Source organism: Nitrobacter sp. JJSN, assembly GCF_051912485.1.
Taxonomy (GTDB): domain Bacteria; phylum Pseudomonadota; class Alphaproteobacteria; order Rhizobiales; family Xanthobacteraceae; genus Nitrobacter.
The window spans coordinates 452,034-476,415 of the sequence record NZ_CP196822.1 but is presented as its reverse complement, the minus strand read 5'-3'; the positions used below and the strand labels follow the sequence as shown (position 1 = coordinate 476,415).

Annotated in this window: 22 protein-coding genes and 9 pseudogenes; 11 read left to right on the top strand and 20 right to left on the bottom strand. The window is 58.5% G+C overall.

The genetic code is table 11. From position 1 onward, the window contains the following. Window positions 1-180: 180 nt before the first annotated feature. From ACSZOQ_RS02395 to ACSZOQ_RS02370, 6 genes and pseudogenes are all read left to right on the top strand, one after another. Entirely contained in the window at window positions 181-441 is a 261-nt protein-coding gene (locus ACSZOQ_RS02395; protein ID WP_439924485.1) for a hypothetical protein, read from the top strand. Between the two features lie 467 nt (window positions 442-908). Next, a pseudogene (locus ACSZOQ_RS02390) lies at window positions 909-1,091 on the top strand (IS256 family transposase); the annotation flags it as partial. 116 nt (window positions 1,092-1,207) lie between these two features. Next, window positions 1,208-1,627, top strand: coding sequence for a large conductance mechanosensitive channel protein MscL (mscL, locus tag ACSZOQ_RS02385; protein ID WP_439924484.1), 420 nt, complete (start codon window positions 1,208-1,210; stop codon window positions 1,625-1,627). A 223-nt stretch (window positions 1,628-1,850) separates the two neighbouring features. Beyond that, window positions 1,851-2,027, top strand: a pseudogene (locus tag ACSZOQ_RS02380) (SsrA-binding protein); the annotation flags it as partial. 1,041 nt (window positions 2,028-3,068) lie between these two features. Then, window positions 3,069-3,284, top strand: coding sequence for a hypothetical protein (locus ACSZOQ_RS02375; RefSeq protein WP_439924483.1), 216 nt, complete (start codon window positions 3,069-3,071; stop codon window positions 3,282-3,284). Window positions 3,285-3,895: 611 nt separating this feature from the next. Continuing rightward, window positions 3,896-4,078 (top strand): annotated as a pseudogene (locus ACSZOQ_RS02370) (tyrosine-type recombinase/integrase); the annotation flags it as partial. 928 nt (window positions 4,079-5,006) lie between these two features. Here ACSZOQ_RS02370 and ACSZOQ_RS02365 read toward each other — a convergent pair. Then, window positions 5,007-6,416, bottom strand: coding sequence for a DUF1254 domain-containing protein (locus ACSZOQ_RS02365; protein WP_439925924.1), 1,410 nt, complete (start codon window positions 6,414-6,416; stop codon window positions 5,007-5,009). A gap of 35 nt (window positions 6,417-6,451) precedes the next feature. Next, window positions 6,452-7,897: a DUF1254 domain-containing protein gene (locus ACSZOQ_RS02360; protein ID WP_439924482.1), complete on the bottom strand. Its 1,446-nt coding sequence runs from the start codon at window positions 7,895-7,897 to the stop codon at window positions 6,452-6,454. Between the two features lie 561 nt (window positions 7,898-8,458). Between ACSZOQ_RS02360 and ACSZOQ_RS02355 the strand changes: the two are divergent. Next, window positions 8,459-9,511, top strand: a pseudogene (locus ACSZOQ_RS02355) (IS110 family transposase). A gap of 405 nt (window positions 9,512-9,916) precedes the next feature. Here the strand turns inward: ACSZOQ_RS02355 and ACSZOQ_RS02350 are convergent. Together ACSZOQ_RS02350 and ACSZOQ_RS02345 are read right to left on the bottom strand one after the other, a co-directional pair. Then, on the bottom strand, window positions 9,917-10,633 hold the full coding sequence (locus ACSZOQ_RS02350) for an integrase core domain-containing protein (protein WP_439924481.1): 717 nt from the start codon (window positions 10,631-10,633) through the stop codon (window positions 9,917-9,919). 590 nt (window positions 10,634-11,223) lie between these two features. After that, complete coding sequence (locus ACSZOQ_RS02345) at window positions 11,224-11,442, bottom strand: DUF4167 domain-containing protein (RefSeq protein ID WP_439925922.1); 219 nt, start codon at window positions 11,440-11,442, stop codon at window positions 11,224-11,226. Between the two features lie 379 nt (window positions 11,443-11,821). Here ACSZOQ_RS02345 and ACSZOQ_RS02340 point away from each other — a divergent pair. Continuing rightward, window positions 11,822-11,923 (top strand): annotated as a pseudogene (locus ACSZOQ_RS02340) (sulfurtransferase); the annotation flags it as partial. A gap of 121 nt (window positions 11,924-12,044) precedes the next feature. On the opposite strand, the gene ACSZOQ_RS02335 reads toward ACSZOQ_RS02340, so the two are convergent. Beyond that, the gene (locus ACSZOQ_RS02335) at window positions 12,045-13,124 is read right to left on the bottom strand and encodes an IS5 family transposase (protein WP_439922928.1); all 1,080 of its coding nucleotides are present in this window, start codon (window positions 13,122-13,124) and stop codon (window positions 12,045-12,047) included. Between the two features lie 234 nt (window positions 13,125-13,358). On the opposite strand from ACSZOQ_RS02335, the gene ACSZOQ_RS02330 reads away from it, so the two are divergent. After that, window positions 13,359-14,375 carry an integrase core domain-containing protein gene (locus tag ACSZOQ_RS02330; protein WP_439924480.1) on the top strand — a complete coding sequence of 339 codons (1,017 nt, stop codon included), beginning with the start codon at window positions 13,359-13,361 and terminating at the stop codon, window positions 14,373-14,375. Here ACSZOQ_RS02330 and ACSZOQ_RS02325 read toward each other — a convergent pair. From ACSZOQ_RS02325 to ACSZOQ_RS02305, 5 genes are all read right to left on the bottom strand, one after another. Then, window positions 14,328-14,951: a hypothetical protein gene (locus ACSZOQ_RS02325; protein ID WP_439924479.1), complete on the bottom strand. Its 624-nt coding sequence runs from the start codon at window positions 14,949-14,951 to the stop codon at window positions 14,328-14,330. The two genes, ACSZOQ_RS02330 and ACSZOQ_RS02325, sit on opposite strands and share 48 nt — an antisense overlap. Further along, window positions 14,948-15,565: an SCO family protein gene (locus ACSZOQ_RS02320; protein WP_439924478.1), complete on the bottom strand. Its 618-nt coding sequence runs from the start codon at window positions 15,563-15,565 to the stop codon at window positions 14,948-14,950. The genes ACSZOQ_RS02325 and ACSZOQ_RS02320 overlap by 4 nt, the downstream gene beginning before the upstream one ends. Beyond that, window positions 15,562-16,983: a cbb3-type cytochrome c oxidase subunit I gene (locus ACSZOQ_RS02315; RefSeq protein ID WP_439924477.1), complete on the bottom strand. Its 1,422-nt coding sequence runs from the start codon at window positions 16,981-16,983 to the stop codon at window positions 15,562-15,564. Before ACSZOQ_RS02315 ends, ACSZOQ_RS02320 begins: the two co-directional genes overlap by 4 nt. A 55-nt stretch (window positions 16,984-17,038) precedes the next feature. Then, window positions 17,039-17,581, bottom strand: coding sequence for a hypothetical protein (locus ACSZOQ_RS02310; protein WP_439924476.1), 543 nt, complete (start codon window positions 17,579-17,581; stop codon window positions 17,039-17,041). A gap of 207 nt (window positions 17,582-17,788) precedes the next feature. Beyond that, window positions 17,789-17,914, bottom strand: a complete 126-nt coding sequence (locus ACSZOQ_RS02305) for a hypothetical protein (protein ID WP_439924475.1) — start codon at window positions 17,912-17,914, stop codon at window positions 17,789-17,791. Between the two features lie 58 nt (window positions 17,915-17,972). Between ACSZOQ_RS02305 and ACSZOQ_RS02300 the strand changes: the two are divergent. Continuing rightward, window positions 17,973-18,190, top strand: a pseudogene (locus ACSZOQ_RS02300) (aminotransferase class I/II-fold pyridoxal phosphate-dependent enzyme); the annotation flags it as partial. 299 nt (window positions 18,191-18,489) lie between these two features. Here the strand turns inward: ACSZOQ_RS02300 and ACSZOQ_RS02295 are convergent. The 8 genes and pseudogenes from ACSZOQ_RS02295 to ACSZOQ_RS02260 all read right to left on the bottom strand — a co-directional run. Beyond that, a pseudogene (locus tag ACSZOQ_RS02295) lies at window positions 18,490-18,603 on the bottom strand (PRC-barrel domain containing protein); the annotation flags it as partial. Continuing rightward, window positions 18,596-19,063, bottom strand: coding sequence for an aminoacyl-tRNA deacylase (locus ACSZOQ_RS02290; protein ID WP_439924474.1), 468 nt, complete (start codon window positions 19,061-19,063; stop codon window positions 18,596-18,598). The pseudogene ACSZOQ_RS02295 and the gene ACSZOQ_RS02290, both read right to left, overlap by 8 nt. Before the next feature lie 112 nt (window positions 19,064-19,175). Beyond that, a pseudogene (locus ACSZOQ_RS02285) lies at window positions 19,176-19,364 on the bottom strand (DDE-type integrase/transposase/recombinase); the annotation flags it as partial. 520 nt (window positions 19,365-19,884) lie between these two features. After that, window positions 19,885-20,487 (bottom strand): annotated as a pseudogene (locus tag ACSZOQ_RS02280) (IS110 family transposase); the annotation flags it as partial. Between the two features lie 418 nt (window positions 20,488-20,905). After that, window positions 20,906-21,391: a cupin domain-containing protein gene (locus ACSZOQ_RS02275; RefSeq protein ID WP_439924473.1), complete on the bottom strand. Its 486-nt coding sequence runs from the start codon at window positions 21,389-21,391 to the stop codon at window positions 20,906-20,908. A gap of 335 nt (window positions 21,392-21,726) precedes the next feature. Further along, window positions 21,727-22,149, bottom strand: coding sequence for a hypothetical protein (locus tag ACSZOQ_RS02270; RefSeq protein WP_439924472.1), 423 nt, complete (start codon window positions 22,147-22,149; stop codon window positions 21,727-21,729). Window positions 22,150-22,162: 13 nt separating this feature from the next. Continuing rightward, complete coding sequence (locus tag ACSZOQ_RS02265) at window positions 22,163-22,384, bottom strand: hypothetical protein (protein WP_300162325.1); 222 nt, start codon at window positions 22,382-22,384, stop codon at window positions 22,163-22,165. Window positions 22,385-22,574: 190 nt separating this feature from the next. Continuing rightward, window positions 22,575-22,823, bottom strand: coding sequence for a hypothetical protein (locus tag ACSZOQ_RS02260; protein WP_439924471.1), 249 nt, complete (start codon window positions 22,821-22,823; stop codon window positions 22,575-22,577). A 724-nt stretch (window positions 22,824-23,547) separates the two neighbouring features. Here ACSZOQ_RS02260 and ACSZOQ_RS02255 point away from each other — a divergent pair. Next, complete coding sequence (locus tag ACSZOQ_RS02255) at window positions 23,548-23,778, top strand: hypothetical protein (protein ID WP_439924470.1); 231 nt, start codon at window positions 23,548-23,550, stop codon at window positions 23,776-23,778. A 63-nt stretch (window positions 23,779-23,841) separates the two neighbouring features. On the opposite strand, the gene ACSZOQ_RS02250 is transcribed toward ACSZOQ_RS02255, so the two are convergent. Then, window positions 23,842-24,135 (bottom strand): hypothetical protein, encoded by a 294-nt coding sequence (locus ACSZOQ_RS02250; RefSeq protein ID WP_439924469.1) that lies wholly within the window; start codon window positions 24,133-24,135, stop codon window positions 23,842-23,844. A gap of 3 nt (window positions 24,136-24,138) precedes the next feature. Continuing rightward, entirely contained in the window at window positions 24,139-24,336 is a 198-nt protein-coding gene (locus tag ACSZOQ_RS02245) for a hypothetical protein (RefSeq protein ID WP_439924468.1), read from the bottom strand. Window positions 24,337-24,382 lie beyond the last annotated feature (46 nt).

Sequence of the window (24,382 nt, the reverse complement as noted above, 5' to 3'; positions counted from 1 at the left end):
TATGGACGTGGAGCGTCAACCCGCCCTACCGGTCCCGTCGTGGTGCAATGGGTCGGCAGATAACCTGGAAGCTGCCAAGAGTGAGTTTAGGGCCCCCTGGAAGCGGTTCTATTCTGGCCTGACGCCGGAGGATATCGAATCCTAGCATCGCACCGACGACCTCGCCAAGGCGAATGCGTCATGGCTGAAATGACCTGGTCGCGCCGCTTCGACGAACCGATCAAGACGCCTGACGGAAAGACGCCTCCGCACCTTGAAGGACGCCAACATGCCGCCGCAGCTCTCAGAAACGCCGCGGAACGCGAGATCGCATGGATGTGGTTTGCACGGCCCGCGATGATGCGCGCGCTGCTTGGATCGGACAGCCCGCCGATCGGCAATCCGGAGAGGAAGAAGGGGACGAGGTGGCGGACGAAACGAGCGCTCGCGCGGGATCGGTAATCGAGCGGCGCTCCCTGTGCCTGTCGCAAATCAAATCCGAACAATCTGCGAAAATGCTTTCTCCGATCGTAGCCGCCGCGATGGCGCTTTCCTCGGTGAGCGTGGTCGGCAACGCGCTGCGTCTGCGGATGGTCAAGCTTTGATCGCAGGTCGCGGCCGTAAGGCGGAACGCAACGCGACGATGCTGGACAAGTATACGATACCGACTCAATTTCTTTGGAAGACGCTGAATTGAAAATGCTGCGTATTGCCGCCCGGGGTCAAATGATCGTGCCGCCGACAATCGACCACTGTGAATTCCGTCCAGAGCACGGCGGCAAGGCCCGCCTGCACTTTGCGCAGAGGCCGTCGACCATGCGGCTACGACGAGCAGCAAGCTGGCAGCCATCGACATCATGTCTCTGCCGAAGGAGCATACAGTCAGTCAAGGGAGATATTCGGTTATCGAATGTAATGGAATTTTGTCGACTGATAACGTGAAACGGTGGCGCGACGCCAGCATGGCGCTGCGTTGGACGGCCGCCAGTATGATCGAAGCAGCGAAGGGCTTCAGGCGGCTGAAGGCGTGGAAGCAATTGCCTGCCCTCAAGGCCGCGCTGAAAGCCATTCAAGCGCGTCACCCTCTTGAGCCGCAGCAAAAGGCCGCCTAAGCTCAAGGCCACGCAATGTCCGCTCTCAAAACTTCAACAGCGAGCGGGACATCCCCTCTCACTTGGGTTGAAATGGCGGGCACTGCGCGCAGCGGCAAAATATCGGGAGCACAGCGATGCTGAAGGAATTTCGCGAATTTGCGATGAAGGGAAATGTCGTCGACCTCGCCGTCGGCGTCATTATCGGCGCCGCGTTCGGGGGCATCGTCTCCTCGATGGTGGCCGACATCATCATGCCGATCATCGGCGCCGTCACGGGCGGCCTCGACTTCTCGAACTATTTCACGCCGCTGTCCAAGGCGGTGAATGCCTCGAACCTGGCCGATGCCAAGAAACAGGGCGCGGTACTGGCCTGGGGCAACTTCCTGACTCTGACGCTGAACTTCCTGATTGTTGCTTTCGTGCTGTTCATCGTCATCAAAGGAATGAACAAGCTGAAGCGCAAAGACGAGGCGGCATCCGCGGCGCCGCCGAAGCCGACCCGCGAGCAAGAACTCCTGACCGAGATCCGCGATCTCCTGAAAGCGAAGAAATAGCGCAACGCCTGGTGTGGTGGATCGAAAGTTCTCTTCATTGTTGCGGCGTGTCCGTTAAGAGAACTTTCGATCCAAAACCACACCAAGTGATAGATTTGCTAGTGTCTCTTTGATTTCGAAGTTCGCATCAGAGATTGCTGCAAGGACATGCGAACTTCGGAATCGAGAAACAAGAAGGATCGGGCGTCGTCGTCATCAAAAGCGACGCCCGGAGGTTTTAGATATGGCTGAAAAGAACGAGCGCGCGCTCAAGGTGGTCGCTGAAAATCGCAAGGCGCGGTTCAACTATGCGATCGAGGATACCGTCGAGGCCGGCATTGCGCTGACCGGCACCGAGGTCAAGTCGATCCGCCGCGGCAAGAGCACGATTGCCGAATTGGCCTGCCCCCTGAAAAGTGGTCCTCCCTGAATTAGGCTATTAGCCGTTAGAGAGGACATTGGAATGCCTGTGTGTACCGAAAACCGTAACCGAGTTGATGACGTGATGGAATCGCCTAAGCTGGCGGAATGATCGGGCTGCTCTGTTTCGTTCTGGCCGTGTTGACCTCACCATTCAAGTCGAAGTTGCGGCCTGAAGCCGAGAATGCAGTTGTGTGTACCGAAAGCCATATCCGAGCTGATCGGACGATCGATCGCCCGATCATGTGTTTGGGGAAGAGCGGATAACATTATCGTCTTGACAAGAAAACCAACCACGCTCAGCCTTCTAATCTGTCCTGCTAAAGCGGGCAGCGGTCAGCGCCAAGCAAACAGCGTTGGCATGTTCTGAAACTTCGGAGGGTCTTGGATGACTCCACCGGGTATAATTGTCGCATTAACCGCTGCCGCATTTGTTCGGGCTTCAGCGTAGCGGCTTCACGCGAACAGCACGCTGGGAGCGGCCTATTGGGCCTCATCAGTAAGGCAGGGCCCTACATGACGATCGATGGTCCAGGCCAACTGAAGGATTTGGCGTGGAGACCAGGAGGACTTAGGCGAGAGCGCCTACGCAATGCCGCCGCTGTTGTGCCTGTCGGAAATCAAACTCGGATATGTTGGTGATGAAGTCCGCCGAGGAATGGCGTCTTCACGATGCGACCTGTGCCTACCGCAAATCAAACCCTGGCATATTGATGGTGCAGTCCGCCCAGGATCCCCTCGTTCACCCGATCGTGGGAACCTGGCTTCAGCCCGAGAGGGTCATAGTATCGCGTACAAAAGCCCGCTGCCGACGCTGAACCCGGTGGCGGGTTTTTGCGTTTCGTCCGCCGAGTGGAGTAGGCCCCCCTCCCATTTGCCTTATCTGGCCGGACGGTCCCTTTTTGGCCGGCCGGGCTTCGTCGCGGTTGCAGAGCGGTAGCTTCTTTTGCTTATTGTCCGATCCAAATAATTTTAGGCGTTGGTGAAAATCGGTCTCAGCACTTTTTAGCTATTGTCCAGGCGTCGGCTGGAGATTGTTACAATGCCCGCGCTGCTCGAAGACCACGGATTACCCCTTGTTCAACTGAAGGAGCGGCGTCGCGACTTGATTGTCGCGCTGATGGGACAACACGGCCCGCTGTCGGAACAACAGATTGCGGAAATCGCCTCCATCCAAAGTGCAATCGCTGCCTTTGAGGCGGTTCTCGACGATCTGGACGCTGAAGCGGAAGTCGCGTTACGAGACCGCGCGGCATAGTGGCTCACGTCGCGTCCCCCTCCCCGGAACCCCTCCCAGCCCCGCGCGTTACCTTGACGGACGAAGGCTCTCCCCAAGGCCTCGTCCGTAACCCCTAGAATGCCCCCGCCCGTCGGTGATCCCCCTCACCGGCGGGTTCTTTCTTCCGGAACATCTTGCCCTCTCATGTTAATTGGTCCGGACGGTCCCCTTGGTCGGGTACCGTCTCTTCACTCAACTGAGCCCGCCTCGTCATCCGTGGCGGGCCTTTCTTTGTCAGAAACCCAGCCCCGCAGCTCCGCGTTAACTGGTCGGAACGGGATGCCCCGCACCCATCTAATCCCGAACCCGATCGGGTCCGCTGCGCCTCCGTATCGGGCCTTTTCGTTGGGCCAGAAAAGCCCAACGCCGCGCAGCGGAGTATATTCGCTGGCGGCGCTGGTCTAAATGACTGGGCCTGAAATTCTCCCAGTGATGATATGGTCTGCCCCCTGAAAAGTGGTCCTCCCTGAATTAGGCTATTAGCCGTTAGAGAGGACAATGGAATGCCCCAGAAGAAGCACAAGTCGGAAGAGATCGTCGCGAAGCTGCGCCAGGTCGATGTTTTTCTTTCACAAGGCAGATCGGTTGGCGACCCGAGGCTTTTTGGGACGCACTCACTGCGACGAACAAAAGCGACCTTGATCTATCGGCGAACCGGCAATCTGAGGGCTGTCCAGCTCCTGCTCGGGCATACCAAGATAGAAAGTACAGTCCGATACCTCGGCATCGAGGTCGATGACGCCTTGGTAATAGCGGAACAAGTTGATGTCTGAAACACCAGGGCAGAGCGGACGTGCTCTGGCCCACCTTCCTACCGCCGGATTGGGCCACGAGCAGACATGCCATCACGAAAGATCGCTTTTGGCCTTGATGGTTTGGTTATGCTGGATGGCGTAATATTCAGCGTACGTACGGGGCATCCTACTGCTCGCCCCGCCCGGGTGATGAATGATCGCCGCAGTCGCGATCTTGGGCAGCCTCGCCGATGAAGGAGGGTCTTATGTACGCCGCCATTCGCGGTGGCGGCCCGGTGATTGTCCATACGTTGGCATAGCAACTAGCCCCTGGAAACTTGGCGACCATCTTGACAGATAAGCTACCGATACTCAGGTCTCAGGTCTGTCCTCATGAAGGGCAGCAGGCCGATGACCGCAGTGCGTTGGCCGTGAAACTTTGGAGGTTCTTGAATGACGCCACCGGGTAGAACTGCCGCACTAACCGCTGCCGCATCTGTTCGGGCACCAGCGTAGCGGCTCTTTGCGAACAACACGCTGGGAGCGGCCTATGGGCCTCATCAGTAGGGCATGGACCAACTTGGCCCCTCCCGGCGCGATGTCGCCACCGGTGGCCTGACATTTTCCCTGTGGATGTTGACCTCCTCACGTGTCGTCACGGACCGGTTCGCATGAAATCTGCGCTGGACGGCATATCATGTTCGAGTGCGCGCAATTGCTTCGGGAATGATTTGCATCGTCAGGCCAACTGCCCATCCCAGCAGAGGCCGACTTCCGGTAAGTCAATCGCGGCACTTTGGCCGTCTGCGCGCTACTTCCGGTCTCCCCCTCTACACAGACGTAGTCAGGGCCAGTGAGTCTGTCTCGAACGGGCCAGAAGCGGACCTGGCCAGCATCACTCGATCACCTCATTTGCAGCTGCTCCCACGAGACTCGCTTCGCTATGAGACGCGTGCAGCCCGGTGCTTCACCCCGCCTGCTGAAGTGGCGGTTGCTTCCACTTGCCTTCCGTCGCTGCTCCTTTCGGCCAGTAGAGTCGCATGATCATGGAGAATGGCCCCTTTGGTGTCGGCAGCCAGTTGGCTTCCTTGTCCTTGCCGGGGGATTCGTTTTGGATAATCAGCGTTAGCCCGCCGTCGGCATCGCGCTTGATCTGCGGCAGCATCGGTGAATTGATAAGATAGCGGTTGAGCGGATTGGCGACGAGCAGGCTCTGCGGCTCGTCATACATCGTCAGCGACCAAAATGCGTTGACGGGTGGTAATTGGCCCGGCGCAAAGCGCAAGGTGTAACGATTGGCACCGTTCAGCTTCTGCTTCGCCGCATCCACATAATAAGCCGGATACATCGCCTCCTGCTTCGAATTGCCGTAGATTCCGAGAACGGCGGCCCCCATGCGGTAAAGATAATTCCCCTTCAGATACTGACGCGTACCGAAGACATCGCCGGAGGACACCTTCCCCTCCTCAACATCTTTCTTCAGGCCAGCGAGGGCAGCCCAAGCGTCGGCCATGCCTTGTTCGATTGCCACCTTCAACTCGGGCGAGAGCTTGCTGGCGTCAAAGGTCTTGCCCGCGCCAACGCCGATCCTGGCGAAGCGCGCCATGAGTGCTTTCTCGGACGGGACCGTCGGGCAAAACTGCAGAACGAAGTTCAGGATGTTGAAGAACTGCGGCGAGGTCTTCTCTTCTGCGGGCGTCAGCGGCTTGATGAAATCAATGGCCGGTGCCGCTTTGGCCGCCGGCTGGCCGAGAAACGCGGAGAGCGGCTGCACTTTATAGCCAGCCTGAACCTTCTTCACATTTTCGATATCGGCTGGGTTAAACAGCTGCGTGCGATACGTGGGGAACACCAATTCAGTTTCCGAGCGAAAGACCTTCTTGACGCCCTTGGGCGTGTCACCCTTCCATCCCGGCCCGGCGAGCAGGAAGCTGCCGCCTCCGTTGCCGCTCGTTCGGGTCCCGATGTAGTCGAAGTTAAAGGTGTAATAATCGATGAGCTGGACGCTGAAATAGCGCTCCTTTTCCATCGCCGGCACCGTGAGCACAAGAGGTTCGGAACGCAGGTCCGCGCCAATGAATGAGTAAGGCGTATCTGAGTTGGGCGTCTGGATCGCCGTGTCAGCGGGCGTGTAGACACGTGCGCTGTTCCAGATCTGATTCCAGGGCCCCTTGTATTCCGGGGTCGCTCTATCGACCCAATAGGCGTGCTGGATTCGGTAATTGTCCACGATCGGGAAGCCATAAACATAGGCTTCCTTAACGATGGCGCGCGCCTCGGCCGGGTTGACGCTAATTTGTGCGTTGGCCGCCGTGAAGCGGACCACCGGGAGCACAGCAACCCCGCCGACAAAGCCTCTTCGTGTAATCGTTTTCATGTTTCTGAGCCCTCGTTGCTCGGTGCCAGATGTGCCTAGTCGGCCGCGCGCACTATCGCCGGTGGCTGCCATGAACCCTCACCGGCGGGCAGGATTGAGGGTGCCGTTGTCTTCGGCCAATATAAACGCATCACGAGGTAGATTTCGTCATTCGGCGCCGGCAACCAATTAGATTCCTTGTCGGCGCCGGGTGAATCTTTTTGGATGTACAGCGTGAGAGAGCCGTCGGCGTTCTTCTGCATGTCGGACAGCATCGGCGAGTTGATCAGGTAGCGGTTGATCGGATTCTCGATCAGCAATTGGCTCTTGCCGTCATACATGGTCACCGACCAGAAAGCGTCTACCGGCGGCAATTGTCCGGCGGGAAAGGTGATTGTGTATTTGTGCTTGGAGCCATCGAGCACCTCGCCATTAGAAAGCGCCTTCGTCATTGGATAGACGGCCTCGACAGCGTCATTGCCGTAAATGCCGCCTTTGGCTGCGGCAGCGCGCTTCAGCCAATCACCGCTGTAGAACAGCCGGTCTCCGAACAGCGATCCGATTTTCCATCCGTTTACGTCCTTCTGACCGCTGGCGAGATACTTCTCGACCTTTTCTTCGCCGTCTTTCATCCCCAGTCCGATTTCAATCTTGTGAGTCAGCGGAAGATCTTTGAAGTCAAAGGTCTTGCCCGCGCCGACGCCGATGCGCGCGAGCTTCTCGCGAATGGTGCGTTCTTCCGGACCTGCTGGTGCAAATTGGAGGGCGAAGTCGAGATACTCGAAGAAGTTCTTCTTCACGAGCTCCGCATCGGCCTTTGGAAATTCGATTGCAGGCGCCGCGGGCGGCGCGGGTTGCTTGAGATAGGCCGACAGGGGCTGCACCTTATAGCCGGCCTGGACTTTCTCAACATCCGGCATGTCTGCAGCATTGAAAAGTTGCGTGCGGTAGGCAGCGGCAGAAAACTGCGTCGAGGACTGGAAGACCTTCTTGATACCGGCGGGCGTCGCACCCTGCCAATCTGGTCCAACGACCATATAGTCACCAGCCTCGCTGCCGGTCGCGCGACTACCGATATATCCGTAATTAAACGTGTTGCCGTCGCAAAGCATCACTGAATAATAGCGCGTCTTCTCGACAGCCGGCACGGAAAGAACGATCGGCTCAGCGCGCAGATCCATAAATAATAAGGAATAGGGCGTGTCGCTGTTGGGGGTTATGACGGCCGTGTCCTTGTATGTATAGACACGCGCCTCGTTTTTGATCTGGTTGAACGGCGCCTTGAATTGTCCCGAGTTCCTGTCGACGGAATACTCGTACATCACCGCGTAGTTCATCACGATGGGTAACCCGTAGATGAAGCCTTCCTCGGCGATGGCCTTGGCCTCGCGGATGTCAGGCCATTCGGCTTTCGCCTGCGCGTTCGCCGGGACAGGCGTCGTTGTCGTGACAATGAGTGCAGCCAGCGCGGCGGAACGAAGAAGATCGCGTTTCGTCAACATGATGCCGTCTCCTCGTTGGGGATGATTATCGCTGGGCATTGAACGCTCCCATTTTCATCAGAAAGCTGAATCGCGTGCATCGATTTCACTTAACGCGGCAAATTCTGAGATGGCTGCTCGACGTATCGACGACTTCGGGTGATGTGCACCGGATGATTTTTTGAGCAATCCGATGTAACGCGAACTTTAGGTATCTTGGCGCCGAGGGGCTTCTCGGAACGCAGCGGCGTCGAAGGGCATCCGCATTGGCTTATCGGTCAGCACCACTTCCATATTTCGACTGACCCTTAAGACTTGTCCCGCGGCCATCGACGGGTCAACCTCAAACTCTTGGCGGTGATTTCGGACAACATGCAAATTGTGCCAATTTGAGATCGTGGTTTCTAAAGCACGGCAAAGGCACGCAGGTGAGATCATCGCTTGAGCGCTGTGCGGTGACGAAATTGCTGTGCTGTTCAAACGGTGACACCGTTCGATGTCCGCTAATGGGATGGTCCGGCCGTGCTCCCGCCCCACCAGCAAGAGAGGCTTGTACGGGGCACCAAAGCCAAGGAGCATGCCATGGCAGAAGCCCTCGCGAACGCAATTGCCTTCGTCGGCATCGATATCGGCAAGAACTCATTTCATGTCGTCGGCCTCGATAGATCTGGCGCAATCGTGCTGCGCCAGAAGTGGTCGCGTGGCCAGGTGGAGGTTCGGTTTGCCAACATGCTGCCCTGTCTAGTTGGCATGGAAGCCTGTGTTGGGGCGCATCACCTCAGTCGCCGGCTCAAGACGCTTGGTCACGATGCCCGAAGTACGTCCGCCCCTATTCGAAGGGACAGAAGAACGACTTCCGCGACGCGGAGGCGATTGCCGAGGCGGTACAGCGGCCCACGATGAAGTTCGTCGCAACCAAGACCGCTTGATCAGCTGGACCTGCAGGCGCTGCATCGGGTACGGGAGCGGTTGGTCCGCCAGCGCACCGGCATAATCAATCAGATCCGCGCCTTCCTGCTCGAGCGCAGCATTGCCGTGCGTCAGGGAATACGTTTTTTACGCGCCGAACTGCCGCGCATCCTGGCCATGCCGCCAGATGTCCTGTCGCCTCGCATGGTCCGCATTGTCGAAGATCTGGCCTGCGACTGGCGCCGGTTCGATGAGCGGGTCGAGGGTTTGTCGAACGAGATCGAAACCATCGCGCGCCAGGATGCCGGTTGCGAACGGTTGATGAGCGTGCCCGGCATCGGACCGATCATCTCCAGCGCGATGGTGGCCGCCATCGGCGCAGGCGATGTGTTCACCAAGGGCCGAGATTTTGCCGCCTGGCTCGGGCTGGTTCCCAAGCAGATCTCGACCGGGGACCGTACCATCCTCGGCAAGGTATCCAGGCGCGGCAATCGCTACCTGCGAGTTCTGTTCGTGCAGGCGGCGTGGGTCGTGCTGATCAAACCGAAGATCTGGGAGCGCCACGGACTTAAGCCCTGGCTCGAGGCGGCCAGGAAACGGCTGCATCACAACGTGCTGGCAATCGCCCTCGCCAACAAGCTTGCCCGCATCGCCTGGAGCGTTCTGGCTCGTGGCCGGGCCTTTGAGGTGCGGAAGATCAATCAGGCCGCGCCCCAGCCAAGCTGACCCTAACTCCACACTGACGGCCACAGAGAGCGCTCAAAATGAGGAACCCGCAATGACGTAGCCAGAGCAAAACACGTTACCTGCCGAGGTCTGCGAGAGGATGAGAAGAGATGGAGGATCGGTCTTCCCGGCGCATGCGAATACTGGTGACCCAAATGGCCCGTTGAGGCCTGTCCGCTAACGAGAACGCACGCGCGCTGATATCCATGATGGTCCGGAGCAGACCAGCTCCAATCAGAGACCGGATACATTGATGCAAGACCGCTGAATGCCAGCTCGACGAAAACCTCTTGCAACGCACGGCCGGACCATACATTTGGGTCAAACTCGGAAGTCGGCCCGCTTGAACGGCATGTCCGTTCTACCCCCAACAGCAGACGTCGTCCCACCTGTGCCTACCGCAAATCAAATCCGGGTATATTGATGATGCAGTCCGCCCAGGATCGGACGACAGAGAATGCGTCCGGCTGTCTCGGCGGCGCGCGACATCGGCGCGTCCTTGTTCAATGACAAATGGGTGCGCGTGCCGTTGTAGTAGCTCATGTACGAGAGCAGCACGTGACGCAGATGGCGTTCGCCGAAGACCACGACATGATCAATGCATTCCCTGCGGATCGATCCGATCAGCCGTTCTGCGTATGCGTTTTGCCAGGGTGAGCGAGGAGACGTCGGACGATCGCGAATGCCGATGGACCGAACCCGACGCAGGAATATTTCGCCGTAGGCGCCATCGCGTTCCCGGATCAGGTAACGAGGGATTTGTTCCCAGCCACACGCCTCCGTCAGTTGATTGGCGATCCATTCGGCCATCGGATGCGCGGTGACCCCAAACCATAGGATCTGCCGCCGGCCATGGCCCATAATCAGCACTCCATAGACAGGACGAAAGAAGATTGTCGGCACGACAAAAAGGTCCCTCGCGGTGATCCCGTCAGCGTGGTTACGAAGGAACGTCTTCCACCCCTGCGACGGAGGAGCCCTCCTCCGCGCCATATACTTGGCCACACTGGTCTGGCCGATCTCGATGCCAAGCTTGAGAAGCTCGCCATGGATTCTCGGTGCTCCCCACAACGGATTGGCGATGCTCATCGCGCGGATCAGCCGGCGAATTTCTAACGGCACAGCCGGTCGACCGCAGCGATGCCTCGATTTCCAGCGCCAATACGATCTGAAACCGGCACGATGCCAACGGATCACGGTGTCCGATCGGACGATCGCCAGTGCATCATACATCTTGGGAAACAGTCGGCAGACACCTCCCAATATCAGTCGGTCAATCGAGATGAAGGGAGGCCTCCTGGAACGGGTTCGCCGCAGCACATTGATTTGTTGCCTCAAGACTAGAACTTCTGCCTCAAGCGCTACTCGCGACCGCAGCAGGTCCATCACCATTCCAAAGATCAGTCTGCACAAATCCAACATCGGGCAGCAGCATCGCCCAATTCTCGATCAACCGCCAGCCGGATTGAGTTTGCGACAGGGACAGGTCCTTCAGCAGACGGGTAAGACGTTTAAGGAGATGGCAACAGAGCGCACTGATGAGACCGCCGAGTGGCCGGAAGCCGCGGGAGGCGCCCAATGAACAGCGTGATGACGCCTCATTCGGCGGGGCGCGAGGAACTGGCAGACGGACCGCCGACACCCAAGTATTACTGACTGTCGTCGACAAATGCGAATTGGCTGTTGCGGTCCGCCAGGTTTCGTTGCCGTTCTTAATTCGCATTCTCCGCCATTGACCGGAAATAGTGTTCGGCGTGCTGGTAGTAATTCTCCGCCACGATCCGGTCTCCGGTCAGAGCTTCGGCGCGGGCCAGGACCAGGTAGCGTTCATAGTTCCTTGTTGCGTTTTGAGAGTTCCTCGCCTGGACGGGGCGATGTCCGGGAGACCCAGTTCTCCGTGACTTGGATCTTCGCGGCGTTGCATTGGTCATAGCTTTCGTATTTGAGCGCGGCTGTGCTGCCGCTGGTTTAAGTTCAGGAATGTTTTTCATGTTAGTCCGTATGTCGCCAGCGGAGGCCTGCGACGTTCGTTCGAGGAATTATCGAATACCACGCAGTCGATGGGCGCACTGGGCACAGCGATCAGACTTCGACGGGCAAAGGAGGTTCGACTCGGCACTCGATCAAGAACACAGAGAACTGGCCGAACAGATCCGGATCGACCAAAGTTATATAAGAGCGCAAAGTGGCCATTTCAAGTTGCCGTATGGAGACGCCATCGGCTCCGGCTCAACAGCGTGCTCCGCCAAGGTCGCTTTTATTGATTGCACGGCTTCAGAGTCTTCATTGCCGTTTCCGCTAACGCGCCGCGAGGGTGCCGCGGCGTGGCTACGGCATTCCGGAGTGCCGGCGGAAACGCTCGACGGCGGATTTGAAGCCTGGAAAGCAGCAAAGCTGCCGATGGCTCGCGTTCGATTGGCCTAGCAGGCTGCTGAACAACTTGCATAGGGCTCTTGCTGTCGCCAATCGCATCGACGTCCGACCATTGGCACCGTCTGGTTTTCCGCACGCGTCGGGGACGATGCGTTGGTCATCATGAGAAGATCAGTTTCGGGATGCGGATGAGGTTGTAGGCGGCGACAGCCAGCGTGAAGGCCCATCCGACGCGATCCACGCCGCGGAATTTTGTCTTGCGCTGACCAGCGACGGTCTTGATCCAGCCGAACGCCTCCTCGATCCGCTTTCTGATCCGCAAACTCGTCCTGTACCCGGCATGACAGGTGGTGCGGCTGTCGATGGTGGAATGCTTCTCCTTCGCCGCGACGTGTGGCGTCACATTCATGGAGCGCAGTTCGTTGACGAAGTCGCCGGCGTCGTAGCCCTTGTCCGCGCCGAGCGTGATGCGCGTCGGGCGGTCCGCCAACGGTTCGACCATGATCAGCGCAGCGGCGCGCTCGGCATGGCCATCGACCGGCGTCAGCACGGCGTCGACGATCAGCCCGTTGCGGTTCTCCATCAGGGCATGTCCCATGAAGCACAGCGCGGCCCCGACGCCGGGGCTTTTCTTGTAGAGCTTCGCCGAAGGGTCCGTCGTCGAGGCGTGCGTATCGTTGGTGCGCCTCTCGCCCCTGAAGTTTACCTCGACGTTGCGGCCGCCATCACCGGATGGGGGTGGCGCGCCATCGTCTTTCGGCCGCACGCTCTTCATCGACGCCCAGGCCTCAATCAACGTGCCGTCGACGCTGAAGTGGTCGTTCGACAGAAGCCGCTTCACCCGCGGCTGCGACAGAACCGCCGCCAGGAACTCGCGCGCCACGTCGCCTTGAAGCAGCCGGTCACGATTCTTCGTAAACGTCGTGGCGTCCCAAACCGACGCATCCATCGACAATCCGACGAACCAGCGGAACAGCAGATTATAGTCGAGCTGCTCCATCAGTTGCCGCTCCGACCGCACCGAAAAGAACGCCTGCAGCAGCAGCGCCTTCAGCAATTGCTCCGGCGGGATCGAGGGACGACCGGTATGCGAATAAAGCGCGGCGAACCGGGTACTCATCCCGGCCAGAACCTCATCGACCAGTGCACGGATCGGCCGCAGCGGATGATCCTTCGCAACGCGATTCTCCAGCCGAACATAGCTGAACATCCCGTCCGATCGCTCTTCCCCGCCTCGCATCGCAAATCACCCCCGTCGTCTCGCCCGCAACAACGGAATCATCAAATCGATCCAAACGCGAGACCGTTTTTCAGCGCCCTGCTAGGTACTCAAACGGAAAGTATGCAGGCGCTCAGAAGGAAGCGGAGCGCGGGGGCCGTGGTGTTTGGGCCGGATCGTATGTCGTGCCGTGGGTGTGTGTGCCGAAAACCTCATCCGAGTTGATGATGTGGCGGAATCGCCTAATCTGGTGGCATGATCGGGCTGCTCTGTTTCGTTCTGGCCGTCCTGGCCTCGCCATTCAAGTCGAAGTTGCGGCTTGAGGCAGAGAATGCCGCGCTCCGACATCAGGTGATTGTATTGCGGCGCAAGCTGCGTGGCCGCGTCCGGCTCACAAACCACGATCGTTGGTTCTTCGTCCAGCTGTATCGCTGGTTTCCATCAATCCTGACGGTTATCACGATTGTCCAACTTGAAACCCTCGTGCGTTGGCATCGGGCGGGCTTTCGCTGCTACTGGCGGCGGGAATCGCGGCGGCGGGGTGGTCGCCCGCAAATCGAAGCGGACCTGCGTGCGCTGATCCGGCAGATCAACATGGAGAATTTGCTTTGGGGTGCGCCGCGCATCCACGGCGAACTGATCAAGCTTGGGTTTAGCGTCGCCCAATCAACCGTCGCCAGGTACATGGTGAAACGACGTGGACCGCCCAGTCAGGGGTGGAAGACCTTCCTGCGAAACCACGCTCCGGACATTGCCGCCATGGATTTGTTTGTGGTCCCGACCATTGGCTTCGAACTGCTGTACGGCTTCGTGATTGTACGGATTGATCGCAGAGATCTCGTCTGGATCAACGTCACAGCCAACCCGACGGCGGAGTGGATCGCTCGGCAGATTACCGAGGCTTTTCCTTGGGACGGTGCTCCGGGTTACATGATCCGGGACCGTGATCGCATCTACGGTGCGGTCGTCACACGCCGACTGCGTGCCATGGGCATCCGGGACAAGCCTATTGCACCGGCCTCACCCTGGCAGAATGGCTTTGCCGAACGGCTGATTGGATCGATCCGTCGCGAGTGTCTCGATCACGCAATCATCTGTGGCGAGGCACATTTGCGTCGGGTCCTGAAATCTTACGCTGACTATTACAACCGTTTCAGAACGCATCGGTCTTTGAAAAAGGATGCACCGGTCTCTCGCTCAGTGCAGCACACCGGTGTCATTCGTTCACGCGCCATCCTGGGCGGACTTCATCACCACTATGGCCGGATTTGAGGTTTTCGGTACAGACAGGGGACGATAGCCGACGAACGCGACGATGAACCATAACAGGCCCAGCACGACAGCGAGGACGATCAGCGTCCAGCCGGCCAAGGCCTGCTGGTCGAGACGATAATAGGCGCAAAGCCGCGTTGGCGCCGCCAGATAGAGGCCACCGATCGCGCCCAGCTTGGGAATGAAATTGGCCCAGATGAACGCGCGGCCGAGTGGCGGCATGCGGCGCCAAGACAGGCCCAAGGGTAACCCCACCAGCAGCGGCAGACTCAAGAACTTGGCTGCATCGACCAACGGATCAGCGACCGCACCATCGAGGGCGCGTGGCAGCATCCAGAAAGAAGTGCCCAACACTACCATTACCATACCGGGGATACCGAGCCAGTCGGCATCGGCGAGCCAGTGCGGCTCATGTGCTCGGGCACCGCTCGCAAGCAACAAGCCGATGCCGATCAGCAGAGGCACCTGTATCGTCATATGCACTGCCATGTCGCTCTCGAGAGCGATGCGCACCGGCCACAGCCACAGGGCGAGCCATGATCCGATGACGGCCACGAAACACAAGCGGAGGCTCATGGCAACGACACGCGCAGCGCGTCAGCGAGAAGCTGTGGAGGCGAATCGGGATCGAGGATGCGGACCAAGCGCCCTCGTGCGTCGACGAGATAGACGGCGCTGTTATGAATGAAGCCGCCCATGCCGTCGGGGATAACGACGACGCCGAGGCTTTGCTTCAACTCGGCAAGGCCGCGCTCGTCGGCGATCGCGGCGATCCGCCAGCGCGGCGCCTTCGCGCCATAGCGGTCGCCGTAAAGCTGCAACGCCTCCCGATCGTCGTTTTGCGGATCGAAGCTGATGCTGAGTAAGTCGAGCGGCGCGCCGGCTCCCGCGTCGCGCATGAGTTGCAGAACGCCATGAAAGTCATCACCGAGCACGCCGCACAGCGTCGGGCAGCGGGTGTAAATGAAGTCGACCAGGACGGGCCTACCCTTGTACGAACTCAACGCGAAGGCATGACCGTCCTGATCGACCAGTCGCACATCCGGGAGGAGAAGTGGCGTGCGTTCAATGGACAATTGCCGCGCGCCGGCGCCGGTGACGACGCGAAATCCATCGGTCTCCCAAGCGAGCGCCGCGATTCCCGTCGCAGCAACGATCGCAAGTAGAGGGAGAAAGCCGCGAGTCATCATGTTTCGGCTTCCTCGCGCATTGCCGAGGGCAAACCGATGACGAAATTCAGCACCAGGATCAATGCCCCTAACACCGTTAGCGCCGCGCCGATCGAAGCCACCCGGTCATAAGGCAACCATTCCGGCAGATGCACCGCGTAGCGGCGCGGTACGCTGACGCTACCAGCGGCGAGGAAGGAAAGCACAAATACCGAACCGCCGACGACATAGAGCCAGAAGCCGAACGGCAGCAAAGCACTCGTCCTCCTGGGGACAAGGTAGGTCATGAAGCCGAAGAACATCGCCACCATGCCAAGCAGCAGATAGGTATGGAAGTGGCCGGGTACCCATTGCGTGTTGTGCATGAAGCTGTTCACCTCGATGGTTCCATCGGCGATCGCCGGGATGACGCCGATCGCCCAGCCGGCCACTCCGACGAAGACAAGGCCCGCCGCTACGGTCCACTTGATCCCGGAACGATAGACATTGGTGAGCGCGCCGAAGGCAGTCACCAGCAGCACCGGCAGGCCACTCACCCAGGAGATGATCTGGCTGGCGATCAGCACCCAGGTCGGCATGGCAAAGTCCATCAGCAAGTGATGCGGGTAGACGGCCAGCACCATCACCGCCGAGAGCACCCAGGCAAAATAGAATGCGCGGTTCGTCTTCCACTTGCGATGGGTACAGGCAGGCAAGATCTCGTAGACCGCGATCACCGCCATGTAGATCGTGGCGTTAATAAAGACGTGCCCGAAGAAAAAGATCATGTTCTTCGCCGCCAACGCGTTGAAGGCGAAGCTTGGCACGTACAAATTGACCAGCGAGACGACGAGCACAGCGGCGCCGAGCAGGATGCCGAGGATGTTGACGATCAGCACCATCGTCGATGCGGTAACGGCAGCCGGCGGCCCTTCATCTTCCGGCGCCAGACCGAATGCCTGTTTGACACCGAGCGCCGCGCCCAGCCCGCCATAGACGGAAAGAATGCCGCGGGCGATGTCGAGATGCAGCAGCAGAAAGCCGACGCCGATGAACAGCAAGCCCGCCATGTAGGAAGCTGCTGCATTGACCGACCAAAGCTCGCCGGAATGTGCGGGCAGCGGGAACAAGAAGGTCCAGGCTGCGGCGAATCCGCCGATGAAACCGGCACCGAGAATGAGCACGGCGCCGATCAGGAAGAACACCAAATTGGCGACGAACACCGCGGTCGACACCGGCGCATAGCGACGCACAAAATACCACATCACCGCAGCACCGCTCAAGCCGGCGATGCCGACCATGCCGGCGCCATGCATAGTCATGATGACGTAGAAGAAATCAGGCTGGATATTGATCCATTGCGCCTGCGCCAGGCGCATCGTCAGTCCGAGCAGCATCATCAGCAATAGAACAAGTCCAGACACGACTATGTAGGCAAGAACTGCGGCGCGCGCGCTCATCCCGCTCCGGCTTTGCACGGCTTGGACGGTCATAGCATCCTCCTGGTCGCGCCGCTCAATGCGCCGAGACTTTGATTTCCGCCGTCATCTCGTGATGCGCGACGCCGCAATATTCGAGGCACAACACCCGATAAGCGCCAGGTTCATTGAAGGTGTAGCGCAGCACGTTGATGTATCCGGGCATCGCCTGGGTTTGAGCAACGATGCGCATGTCGGGATTGTAGAGCGCAAAACCGTGATTCACGTCGGTGCTGGTGACGTGAAATTCCACCGTTTCTCCGACCCGAAACGCGGCTGGTTTGATGCTCCACGACCACTGCTCGGCGACGGCCTCGACGGGCTGCATCGCTTTGGCAGACGATGATGCAGACATATTCGACACGTAGGGAAGTTTGCCAAGGGTGTCATAATTGGCCCCGACCAGAACGATAATCGCGAGGCCGAACAGCCAGATGCGCAGTCGGTATGCGGACGCGATGACGGACCCGTAATCGGCATCGGCGAGCGTGGCATTGGCGCCTATCGCTACCCAAGCAAACACAGCGGCAAGCGTCCCCATCAACACGATCGAGACGCCCCAGACGACTTCCTGAATCATAACCCCTCCCCAGCATTTTCCAGCAGGTAGGCGATTCACGCATAGCCGACGAAATCAGGTGCCACTTCTTACAGTGCGGCGGGGTTGGACAAATCCCTTCTGCCGCATCAACGTCAAATAAAACACGTACTGTGCATATATCTTATGCTGCAAACCCGGCGGAGTCAAATTCTCCATCGGTCGTCGCGCGTAAATTCATCGCCGCGGCTATGCCTGCTCTGCCGACACCTTCGCCGGCGTAGCCAGAGGCGCGGTCGCGCGGGGGTTGCGGGCAACGTAGAGCGACCCGGTGAACACGAAGCCGCCGATCAGATTGCCAACAGCAGTTCGCAAGTCCCGGCCTTGGCGCTTGCGTCGTTTCCATCCAACGCACCAGGCCGAAACTGTTAGTGAAAAATTTTTGCGCCATAACGACGTGGCGCATCTCGAACAGCTTCTGGCTGCGGCTGATCCGAGCCGGCCGAAGCTGATCGTGTTCGAGAGCCTGTATTCCCATGGACGGCGACGTCTGCCGGTGAACCGCATCTGCGATCTCGCCGAGCGTTACGGCGCCGTGACCTATATCGACGAGGTGCACACGGTCGGAATGTAGGACCGCGCGGCGGCGGGTCCATTCCTTCGGGTCAGGTGGCCCCGCAGGCTTGTATCGATGAGCAGGTTTAATCTCGTTTCATTCCCTCTGTTTGTCGTGCTTGCTGATGTTGGACTCCGCGCTCATTGGCTTATGGTGGGAGTGATCGGACTTTTCGGCGGCGCTCTGTTCTTGAATGCGGCATTGTTTGCCCGTCAAATCTGGATCGGGTGAATGGCTCTCGACCGTCATTTGCCGTCACGGTGGGCCAATGTCTTTGGCACACCGCCGCTCCGTCGGACGATCCGCATCTCGGCTGTGCCGCGCGGTGCCAGGGCTACGGCGTATCTTTCTCGACAAACTTGATGGTTGAAACCGGCCACTTGCCATTGTGCCCCCGGACCGAAATCCGCAAGCCGTGAATGTCGTCGAGCCAGACGTGCTCAATCGTGTGCGGTGAAGCGGCCATGCCAGGCCTCCGCGGTCAATCGCGCAAACTGCCCGCGGCCCAGACGGATGAGTGTGGCGTGATCGCCGCCCTCCATGTAGATCTCGCCCTGTGCCTCAATGCTGTCGTCGACGATAACGTCGAGCCCGTAGCACTCGCCAACCGGCGGAACGGCCCCACGTTCGCAGTCGCAAAACAGCTTTGTGATCTCGTCTTCGCTCGCCAGAGCGACCTCGTCGCCGAGCTGCATTCTCAAGTCTGACAGGTGAATGTGGCGAGAAGCGGAAAGGATCGCCAGCAGGTAACCGCCGTCGCGGCGCAGCACAACGCCTTTTGCCAGACAGTCACCCGGCACATGGCAGGCTTCGGCAGTGCGCGTCGACGACATGGTGGGGTCGTGTGAGATCAGTTCGTAGGTGACGGTCTGATCCAAATACTTCTGCAGGGACGGGGCGACGGTCATAGCAATTCCTCCATTGCAATGAGCAATCCGCACACCGGGAGGAGTTCGCGCCGTCGCCTCACGATGCGGGCAATTGCAGTTTGGCCTAAGGATAAGCTTGTCGGGAGCCCGCGACAATGCGCGGATTCCCGCGCTTGGCCATGAGCGCTTTGAGTTCGCGTGCCACCCGCATGCCGGACAGCGAGGTGTCGGCGACCAGGGCGAGGCATTCCCGCGTGCAGTCGTCGACCACCGTCAGCACCCTGAAGCGCCGGCAGTCGGTCATCTGGTCGGAGACGAAGTCCAGAGACCAGCGCTGGTTGAGGGTAAACCGGGCATAGAGCCAGACGGCCTGCTGAATAATCACGGGTGGGAACCGATATCCGGCGTAGCTGATTTTGCTCATGATCGACACTTATGGCCGCAGATCAGCGCCGGCAAGCTCAACAACGTGACAATGCCTCATCAAGGCGTATGCGGGCCGCGCCGGTTTCGACGCCAGCACGTTTTCCGGTCATTCGCTGCGGTCCTGTATGGACCGGCCGTGCGGTGCAAGCCGGATGTGACGATCTGGAGATGATGATCTCGCGCATCTGTATTCGGCCCGTTGAAGGGAGTGTTTTGCTCCCTGGCCATCATGGATATCCGCGCGCATCCGATCTCATTCGCGACAAGGCCCTGAAAGGCCGTAAGTATATCAAGATCACGGATGCGACGGTGAGACCGTTTCTCCATCTCCTCAATCCAACTCGCAGACCTCGGTAGGAATCTTCCGGCTATCGTTGCCGTCGACGTTAGCGCTCCATCTTGAACATTCCCTCTATGGTTTCAGTCATGCTCGATTACGCCGTTGCCGGTTCGACACGCGGCTCAACGCGCGCTTCATAGCTGCGTCCTTGCGCCAACACAGTCCAGGCGATCCGCGCCAGCTTGTTGGCGAGTGCAACTGCCAAGACATTGCGATGCATTCGCCGTACCGCGGCCATCAACCATGATCCAAAGCTATGTTTTGTCCAGCTTGTCGGTCGCATCAGAATGGCCCGAGCTCCTTGGATGAAGAGCATGCGCAGATAGCGGTTTCCGCGCTTGGTGATACGGCCAAGGATGGTCCGGTCACCCGACGACATTTGCTTCGGCACCAGGCCAAGCCAGGCAGCGAAGTCACGTCCTTTCCCAAAGGCAGCGCCATTGCCGATCGCAGCCACCATCGCACTTGAGATGATCGGACCGACCCCTGGAACCGTGATCAACTGCCGGCAACCCTCGTCGACGCGCGCGAGAGCCTCGATCTCATCCGTCACCCTTTCGCGGCGCTCATCGAGATATTTCCAATCAGCCATAAGGTCCCCGATGATCCTGATCATTCGAGGCGATAGCACATCGGTGCGCGTGGCCAGAAGCTGTGGCAGCTGCTGTCGTAGGAAGTGATGCCCCTGCCGGATCGAGAATTTTCATCGCGCGGCACGTTTTTGCTAAGCCCACGATCTCAAATTGACAACCGGATGCGCCGTTTTCTGGCAGAGCTTGAAGCGGAGCAGCGCGGTTTGTTGAGTGACTGAGATAGCAAGCGTCCAACCATGACCTTCGGGCCGACAGCTATGAATATTCGAGAGACCGGAAACACCAGTCTTTTTTGAGGCTAGGGCGTGAACCCATAATCTGTAGTCGTCGACAGAGTCCGCTTTGATGCTGCACAACGAACTTCGGACATTGCTCCATATCCGAAAGGGGTCTTAAGCGGAAGTGACAAGCCTTGTTCATTCACCTAGTCCGCGCGAGCGCGCAACGAGGTCGCCCTCGATAGGTCGTCCTCGCAACAACGGCCTACCCGCCCGCATAGTCAGACTTCCTGCGATCTCGTTACTACATCTTCGGACGCGGATCGTCTTTGGGATTGATGTAGTTAATACCCCACGGACCGGTGCTGTTGAGCTGAAGAACCGTGTCTTCGTCGGCGAAGAAATAGTGCGCCGAACCGGGGGACACCGCAAAGAAACTACCCGCAGGAAGAATCTGAGCCTTGTCGTGATCGGCCGTCGTTCCCATCCCCAAGCGCGCTGTTCCCGAGAGCACGGTGACGATCTCTGGCTTGGGATGGGTGTGCGGCGCAATGTGGTAGCCGCGCGGCACTCTCAGCCGAAAAGCAAATAGGCCTTCCTTGCCTGGGTCGCCGTACAGCACTACCGCCTGCGCGCCGTATGGGAGCGAGGGTGGCGCTGGTCCCCACATGATGTCCTGTGGCGCGATCAACTTGTGGTCGCCTGTCTCCTGACCAACGGCGCTGCCAGCCAGCGCTGCGAGTCCGATCGTCGTCATCACAACAATGTTGAAAAGGGTATGCCGATTCATTGTGGCTTCTCCTTTGACTTAGGCACCTCCGCGAACGAGTCTGCGGTATGGATGATGGAAAAGCGGTAAGATGGTTGGCTGAAATTGCGGCGTCGCCTATGGCAGTCCGGCCCACATTCGTTTTCAGCACGGCCCGTCTCCAGCGTAGCCGCTTACAATTTACCTCATCTTGACTGAGAAAGAGAGCACTTGTTGACGCAGGGCAATCGAATGGTAATGCGGATCAGGGCCAGAACCGGAATAGCTCTTGCCGTCATTGTGGTCTTGACCTTGTCTGTCCGGCTGACGCACCGCAGGGTCTGCGGAGGCGCGCGAAAGTTCAAATCAGACTGCTCTCAGCCGAGAAGCCTGCCTCGCCGGAACATGAAAACGTCGGGAACAGAGCTTTTAGCCACCTCGAGCACGCTGCTCTCGCAGTTTTCCAATGCGATTTTCTGGGCGAGCATCACGTCTCCGATCGGTAGCTCGCCCATCGTCCGGAAACACAGGCCGAGCCTCGGCCGGCCTTTTTCATCGATCTCGCAGACGTTCAACATGGTGCCGGGATAAATCCTGTACTGCTTGCCCGTGTCGCTACCGACGACTTCGAAATATCCCTTTTTCGCGAACTGCGTCCGTTGCAGCGGCGATAGCCACTCCCGCAGAAGCCGCAAGGATCGGCCTTCCGGCGTTCGCTCGGCCCCGTGTCTGATGAAAAGCGCCCTTACGGCTCTCTTACGCGAGCGTTCGCCTGGCCGAGGGCGCATCAGGCGCGACATGGCGTTGACCGTTTTACCCGCCGACCAGCCTGGGGAAGAACACGCTTTCTTCCGCGTTCGGGTCGAACGATCGGATTTGTGAGACCTGACCCGCACCGGTCCGGACCGCGGCGGTGAAGCCGACCTTCGTCAACTCGTAAAACCGCTGCTCCGCCTTAGCCAGTTCCTGTGCATCGTTCGGGTCGAAAGAGTGCCGGCTGTCGCCGGTGCGGTCCATCACGATCTGGATTGCCATGATCGTTCTCCTCGGATTGCTGATAGCCAAGGACCTTGATCAATTATTCGGCCGAAGCCGCGGAATTTCAAGAAAATAGATTCGGCCGCGAACCCACAATTATGTGTCCTCGGAATTATCGGTGTGGCTTCAACGCGGCTCACTATCCCGAATAGCACTTGAACCGTCCGTGTAGCGCGCCGCACGCCGCTCAGAGGGCTGATAGATCACCCGGCACTTCGCCAAACGCCTTCAGGATAACAGCATCCGCAAAATCACCGCTGCCCGGATCGCCTATACGACTGAACGCCACAGCGCCAATGTTTCCCTCAGTCCGCGCCATTCGTTCAGCACTTCGTATCGCGGCACTTGCACTCGTGCATTCGACGGCTTCGCGCGGCTCCGGTCCGTCGTCGCCAGCGCCGAACGGGAGCGATACGTAATAGGTTACATCGGCCATGACGCCGTCACCTGAAATGCCCGGCCAAGATGCAGGCAAACATGATCACAAGCGCTGCAACCCACCCAGCCCATTGAATGATCCTCCGATCACGTAACGGCAGACGCTTGAAGTCGCGTTCGTTCGTCAGCTCGTAATTCTCTTGCGAGCGCCAGCCCATCACGCCGCCCTCAGAACCGCTAGCGACAGGTTGCTTGGATTTGTCAGTGTGCGATTAGTCAAGGGCACTGTCGTATTTGACCCCCGCATATCCTAGTTTGAAGACCGATTTCTTTTTTGGTTTCAGTTGCGCGGCTCTGGTTATGGTCGGCTGGGCTGCCCATATAAAATAATCGCGAGAACAATATCATCGGCGCTGACGACAGAGAGACGTTCGTGTGCTCCCGGCCCACAAAGGGAGACAGCTATGAACGCCATCATCTATCCAATTCATCTTTAAAGAAGGTCAGAGCGCAAATGGGCAAATCGCGTCGCTCGTGAATTGCCCGTTCGAAGATCGCGCCCCGATGGAACTGATACCTGCGCTTGCGCGTATACCGTGACAGCACCCGTGAGCTAGCAGTATTCGCTCCATATCGTCACCAACAAATGGCACTGCGCTAAGTGCAATGTCAGGTGGACGTCGGAAGCTTCCATTCGGTGCGGCTAAAACTTCCTCCGGGTAGGAACCGCGATTTTCTTTGAAGAAGGTCCGCGAAACGAAAATGGTGAATGATCTAGACAAGTGGCTATCATCGCCGGGCTTGGAAATTCCGAAATGACCGCGAAAATGAATCATTACATTGCGTGCCGCGCGGAAGCAGCGGTATGTCACGAGAAATCGGAGACCGATGTTAAGCGGCGTGACTACTGGCTCGCGGAAGCGCAAAAATGGGAAAAGTGCGCCGAAGACTCGGATGACATTTCGGTCTCCTATCAGATTAAAGACGTCCGTTTGGTGCCAAGGCCAGACTAAACGACCATTTCGGTCCGCTGCGATAGAACACATCAATATTCGGGGGTGCCGCGCGGATTCGCTTTAGCCCAGGCCGTAACGTTTACATTTGGAACGATAAGCGATGACTGGCCGCTGGACGCGTAATAACTCTTTCCGCTCTCCACAGAAATAAGCGACTCCGCCCCATACGGCATCGTCGTTCAAATGTATGCTTCCAGCTTCTGGATTGATGTTGCTTACAGTCGTGATCTTGATTTCGAGGCGTCCATATTGGCTGCTTCTGACCGCTGCTAGATCGCCACTCTTGGCGTTGCGATAGTAGCGCTCGATTTCTTCGGCTGTTTGACCGTGGCTTGGGTCGCGCGGAGGAGGCATATTTTAAGCAGCCTTCTGTTGGTTCGATGAAAAATCAAAGGCGATCTTCTCAATTGCATTCGCCATCGCTTCCACTGAGACGTCATGCACATACACCGCACCGGCAGAACCATCAACATGGTCGGTCAAGTAGTCACATGTCGCCTTGTCTGCACCGCCGCGCGACAGTTGGGTTTTAATGTGTGCCGCAGCGAGTGCCACACCTTGCGCTCGCCAATGCCTAGCTTTGGCAGATAGTCCCGACTGA

Coding starts and splice junctions, on each gene's coding strand:
- ACSZOQ_RS02395 (WP_439924485.1), top strand. CDS start 181: ATGGCTGAAATGACCTGGTCGCGCCGCTTCGACGAACCGATCAAGACG.
- mscL (WP_439924484.1), top strand. CDS start 1,208: ATGCTGAAGGAATTTCGCGAATTTGCGATGAAGGGAAATGTCGTCGAC.
- ACSZOQ_RS02375 (WP_439924483.1), top strand. CDS start 3,069: ATGCCCGCGCTGCTCGAAGACCACGGATTACCCCTTGTTCAACTGAAG.
- ACSZOQ_RS02365 (WP_439925924.1), bottom strand. CDS start 6,416: ATGAAAACGATTACACGAAGAGGCTTTGTCGGCGGGGTTGCTGTGCTC.
- ACSZOQ_RS02360 (WP_439924482.1), bottom strand. CDS start 7,897: ATGTTGACGAAACGCGATCTTCTTCGTTCCGCCGCGCTGGCTGCACTC.
- ACSZOQ_RS02345 (WP_439925922.1), bottom strand. CDS start 11,442: ATGACCAATGCAACGCCGCGAAGATCCAAGTCACGGAGAACTGGGTCT.
- ACSZOQ_RS02335 (WP_439922928.1), bottom strand. CDS start 13,124: ATGCGAGGCGGGGAAGAGCGATCGGACGGGATGTTCAGCTATGTTCGG.
- ACSZOQ_RS02330 (WP_439924480.1), top strand. CDS start 13,359: ATGATCGGGCTGCTCTGTTTCGTTCTGGCCGTCCTGGCCTCGCCATTC.
- ACSZOQ_RS02325 (WP_439924479.1), bottom strand. CDS start 14,951: ATGAGCCTCCGCTTGTGTTTCGTGGCCGTCATCGGATCATGGCTCGCC.
- ACSZOQ_RS02320 (WP_439924478.1), bottom strand. CDS start 15,565: ATGATGACTCGCGGCTTTCTCCCTCTACTTGCGATCGTTGCTGCGACG.
- ACSZOQ_RS02315 (WP_439924477.1), bottom strand. CDS start 16,983: ATGAGCGCGCGCGCCGCAGTTCTTGCCTACATAGTCGTGTCTGGACTT.
- ACSZOQ_RS02310 (WP_439924476.1), bottom strand. CDS start 17,581: ATGATTCAGGAAGTCGTCTGGGGCGTCTCGATCGTGTTGATGGGGACG.
- ACSZOQ_RS02290 (WP_439924474.1), bottom strand. CDS start 19,063: ATGACCGTCGCCCCGTCCCTGCAGAAGTATTTGGATCAGACCGTCACC.
- ACSZOQ_RS02275 (WP_439924473.1), bottom strand. CDS start 21,391: ATGAATCGGCATACCCTTTTCAACATTGTTGTGATGACGACGATCGGA.
- ACSZOQ_RS02270 (WP_439924472.1), bottom strand. CDS start 22,149: ATGTCGCGCCTGATGCGCCCTCGGCCAGGCGAACGCTCGCGTAAGAGA.
- ACSZOQ_RS02265 (WP_300162325.1), bottom strand. CDS start 22,384: ATGGCAATCCAGATCGTGATGGACCGCACCGGCGACAGCCGGCACTCT.
- ACSZOQ_RS02260 (WP_439924471.1), bottom strand. CDS start 22,823: ATGGCCGATGTAACCTATTACGTATCGCTCCCGTTCGGCGCTGGCGAC.
- ACSZOQ_RS02250 (WP_439924469.1), bottom strand. CDS start 24,135: ATGCCTCCTCCGCGCGACCCAAGCCACGGTCAAACAGCCGAAGAAATC.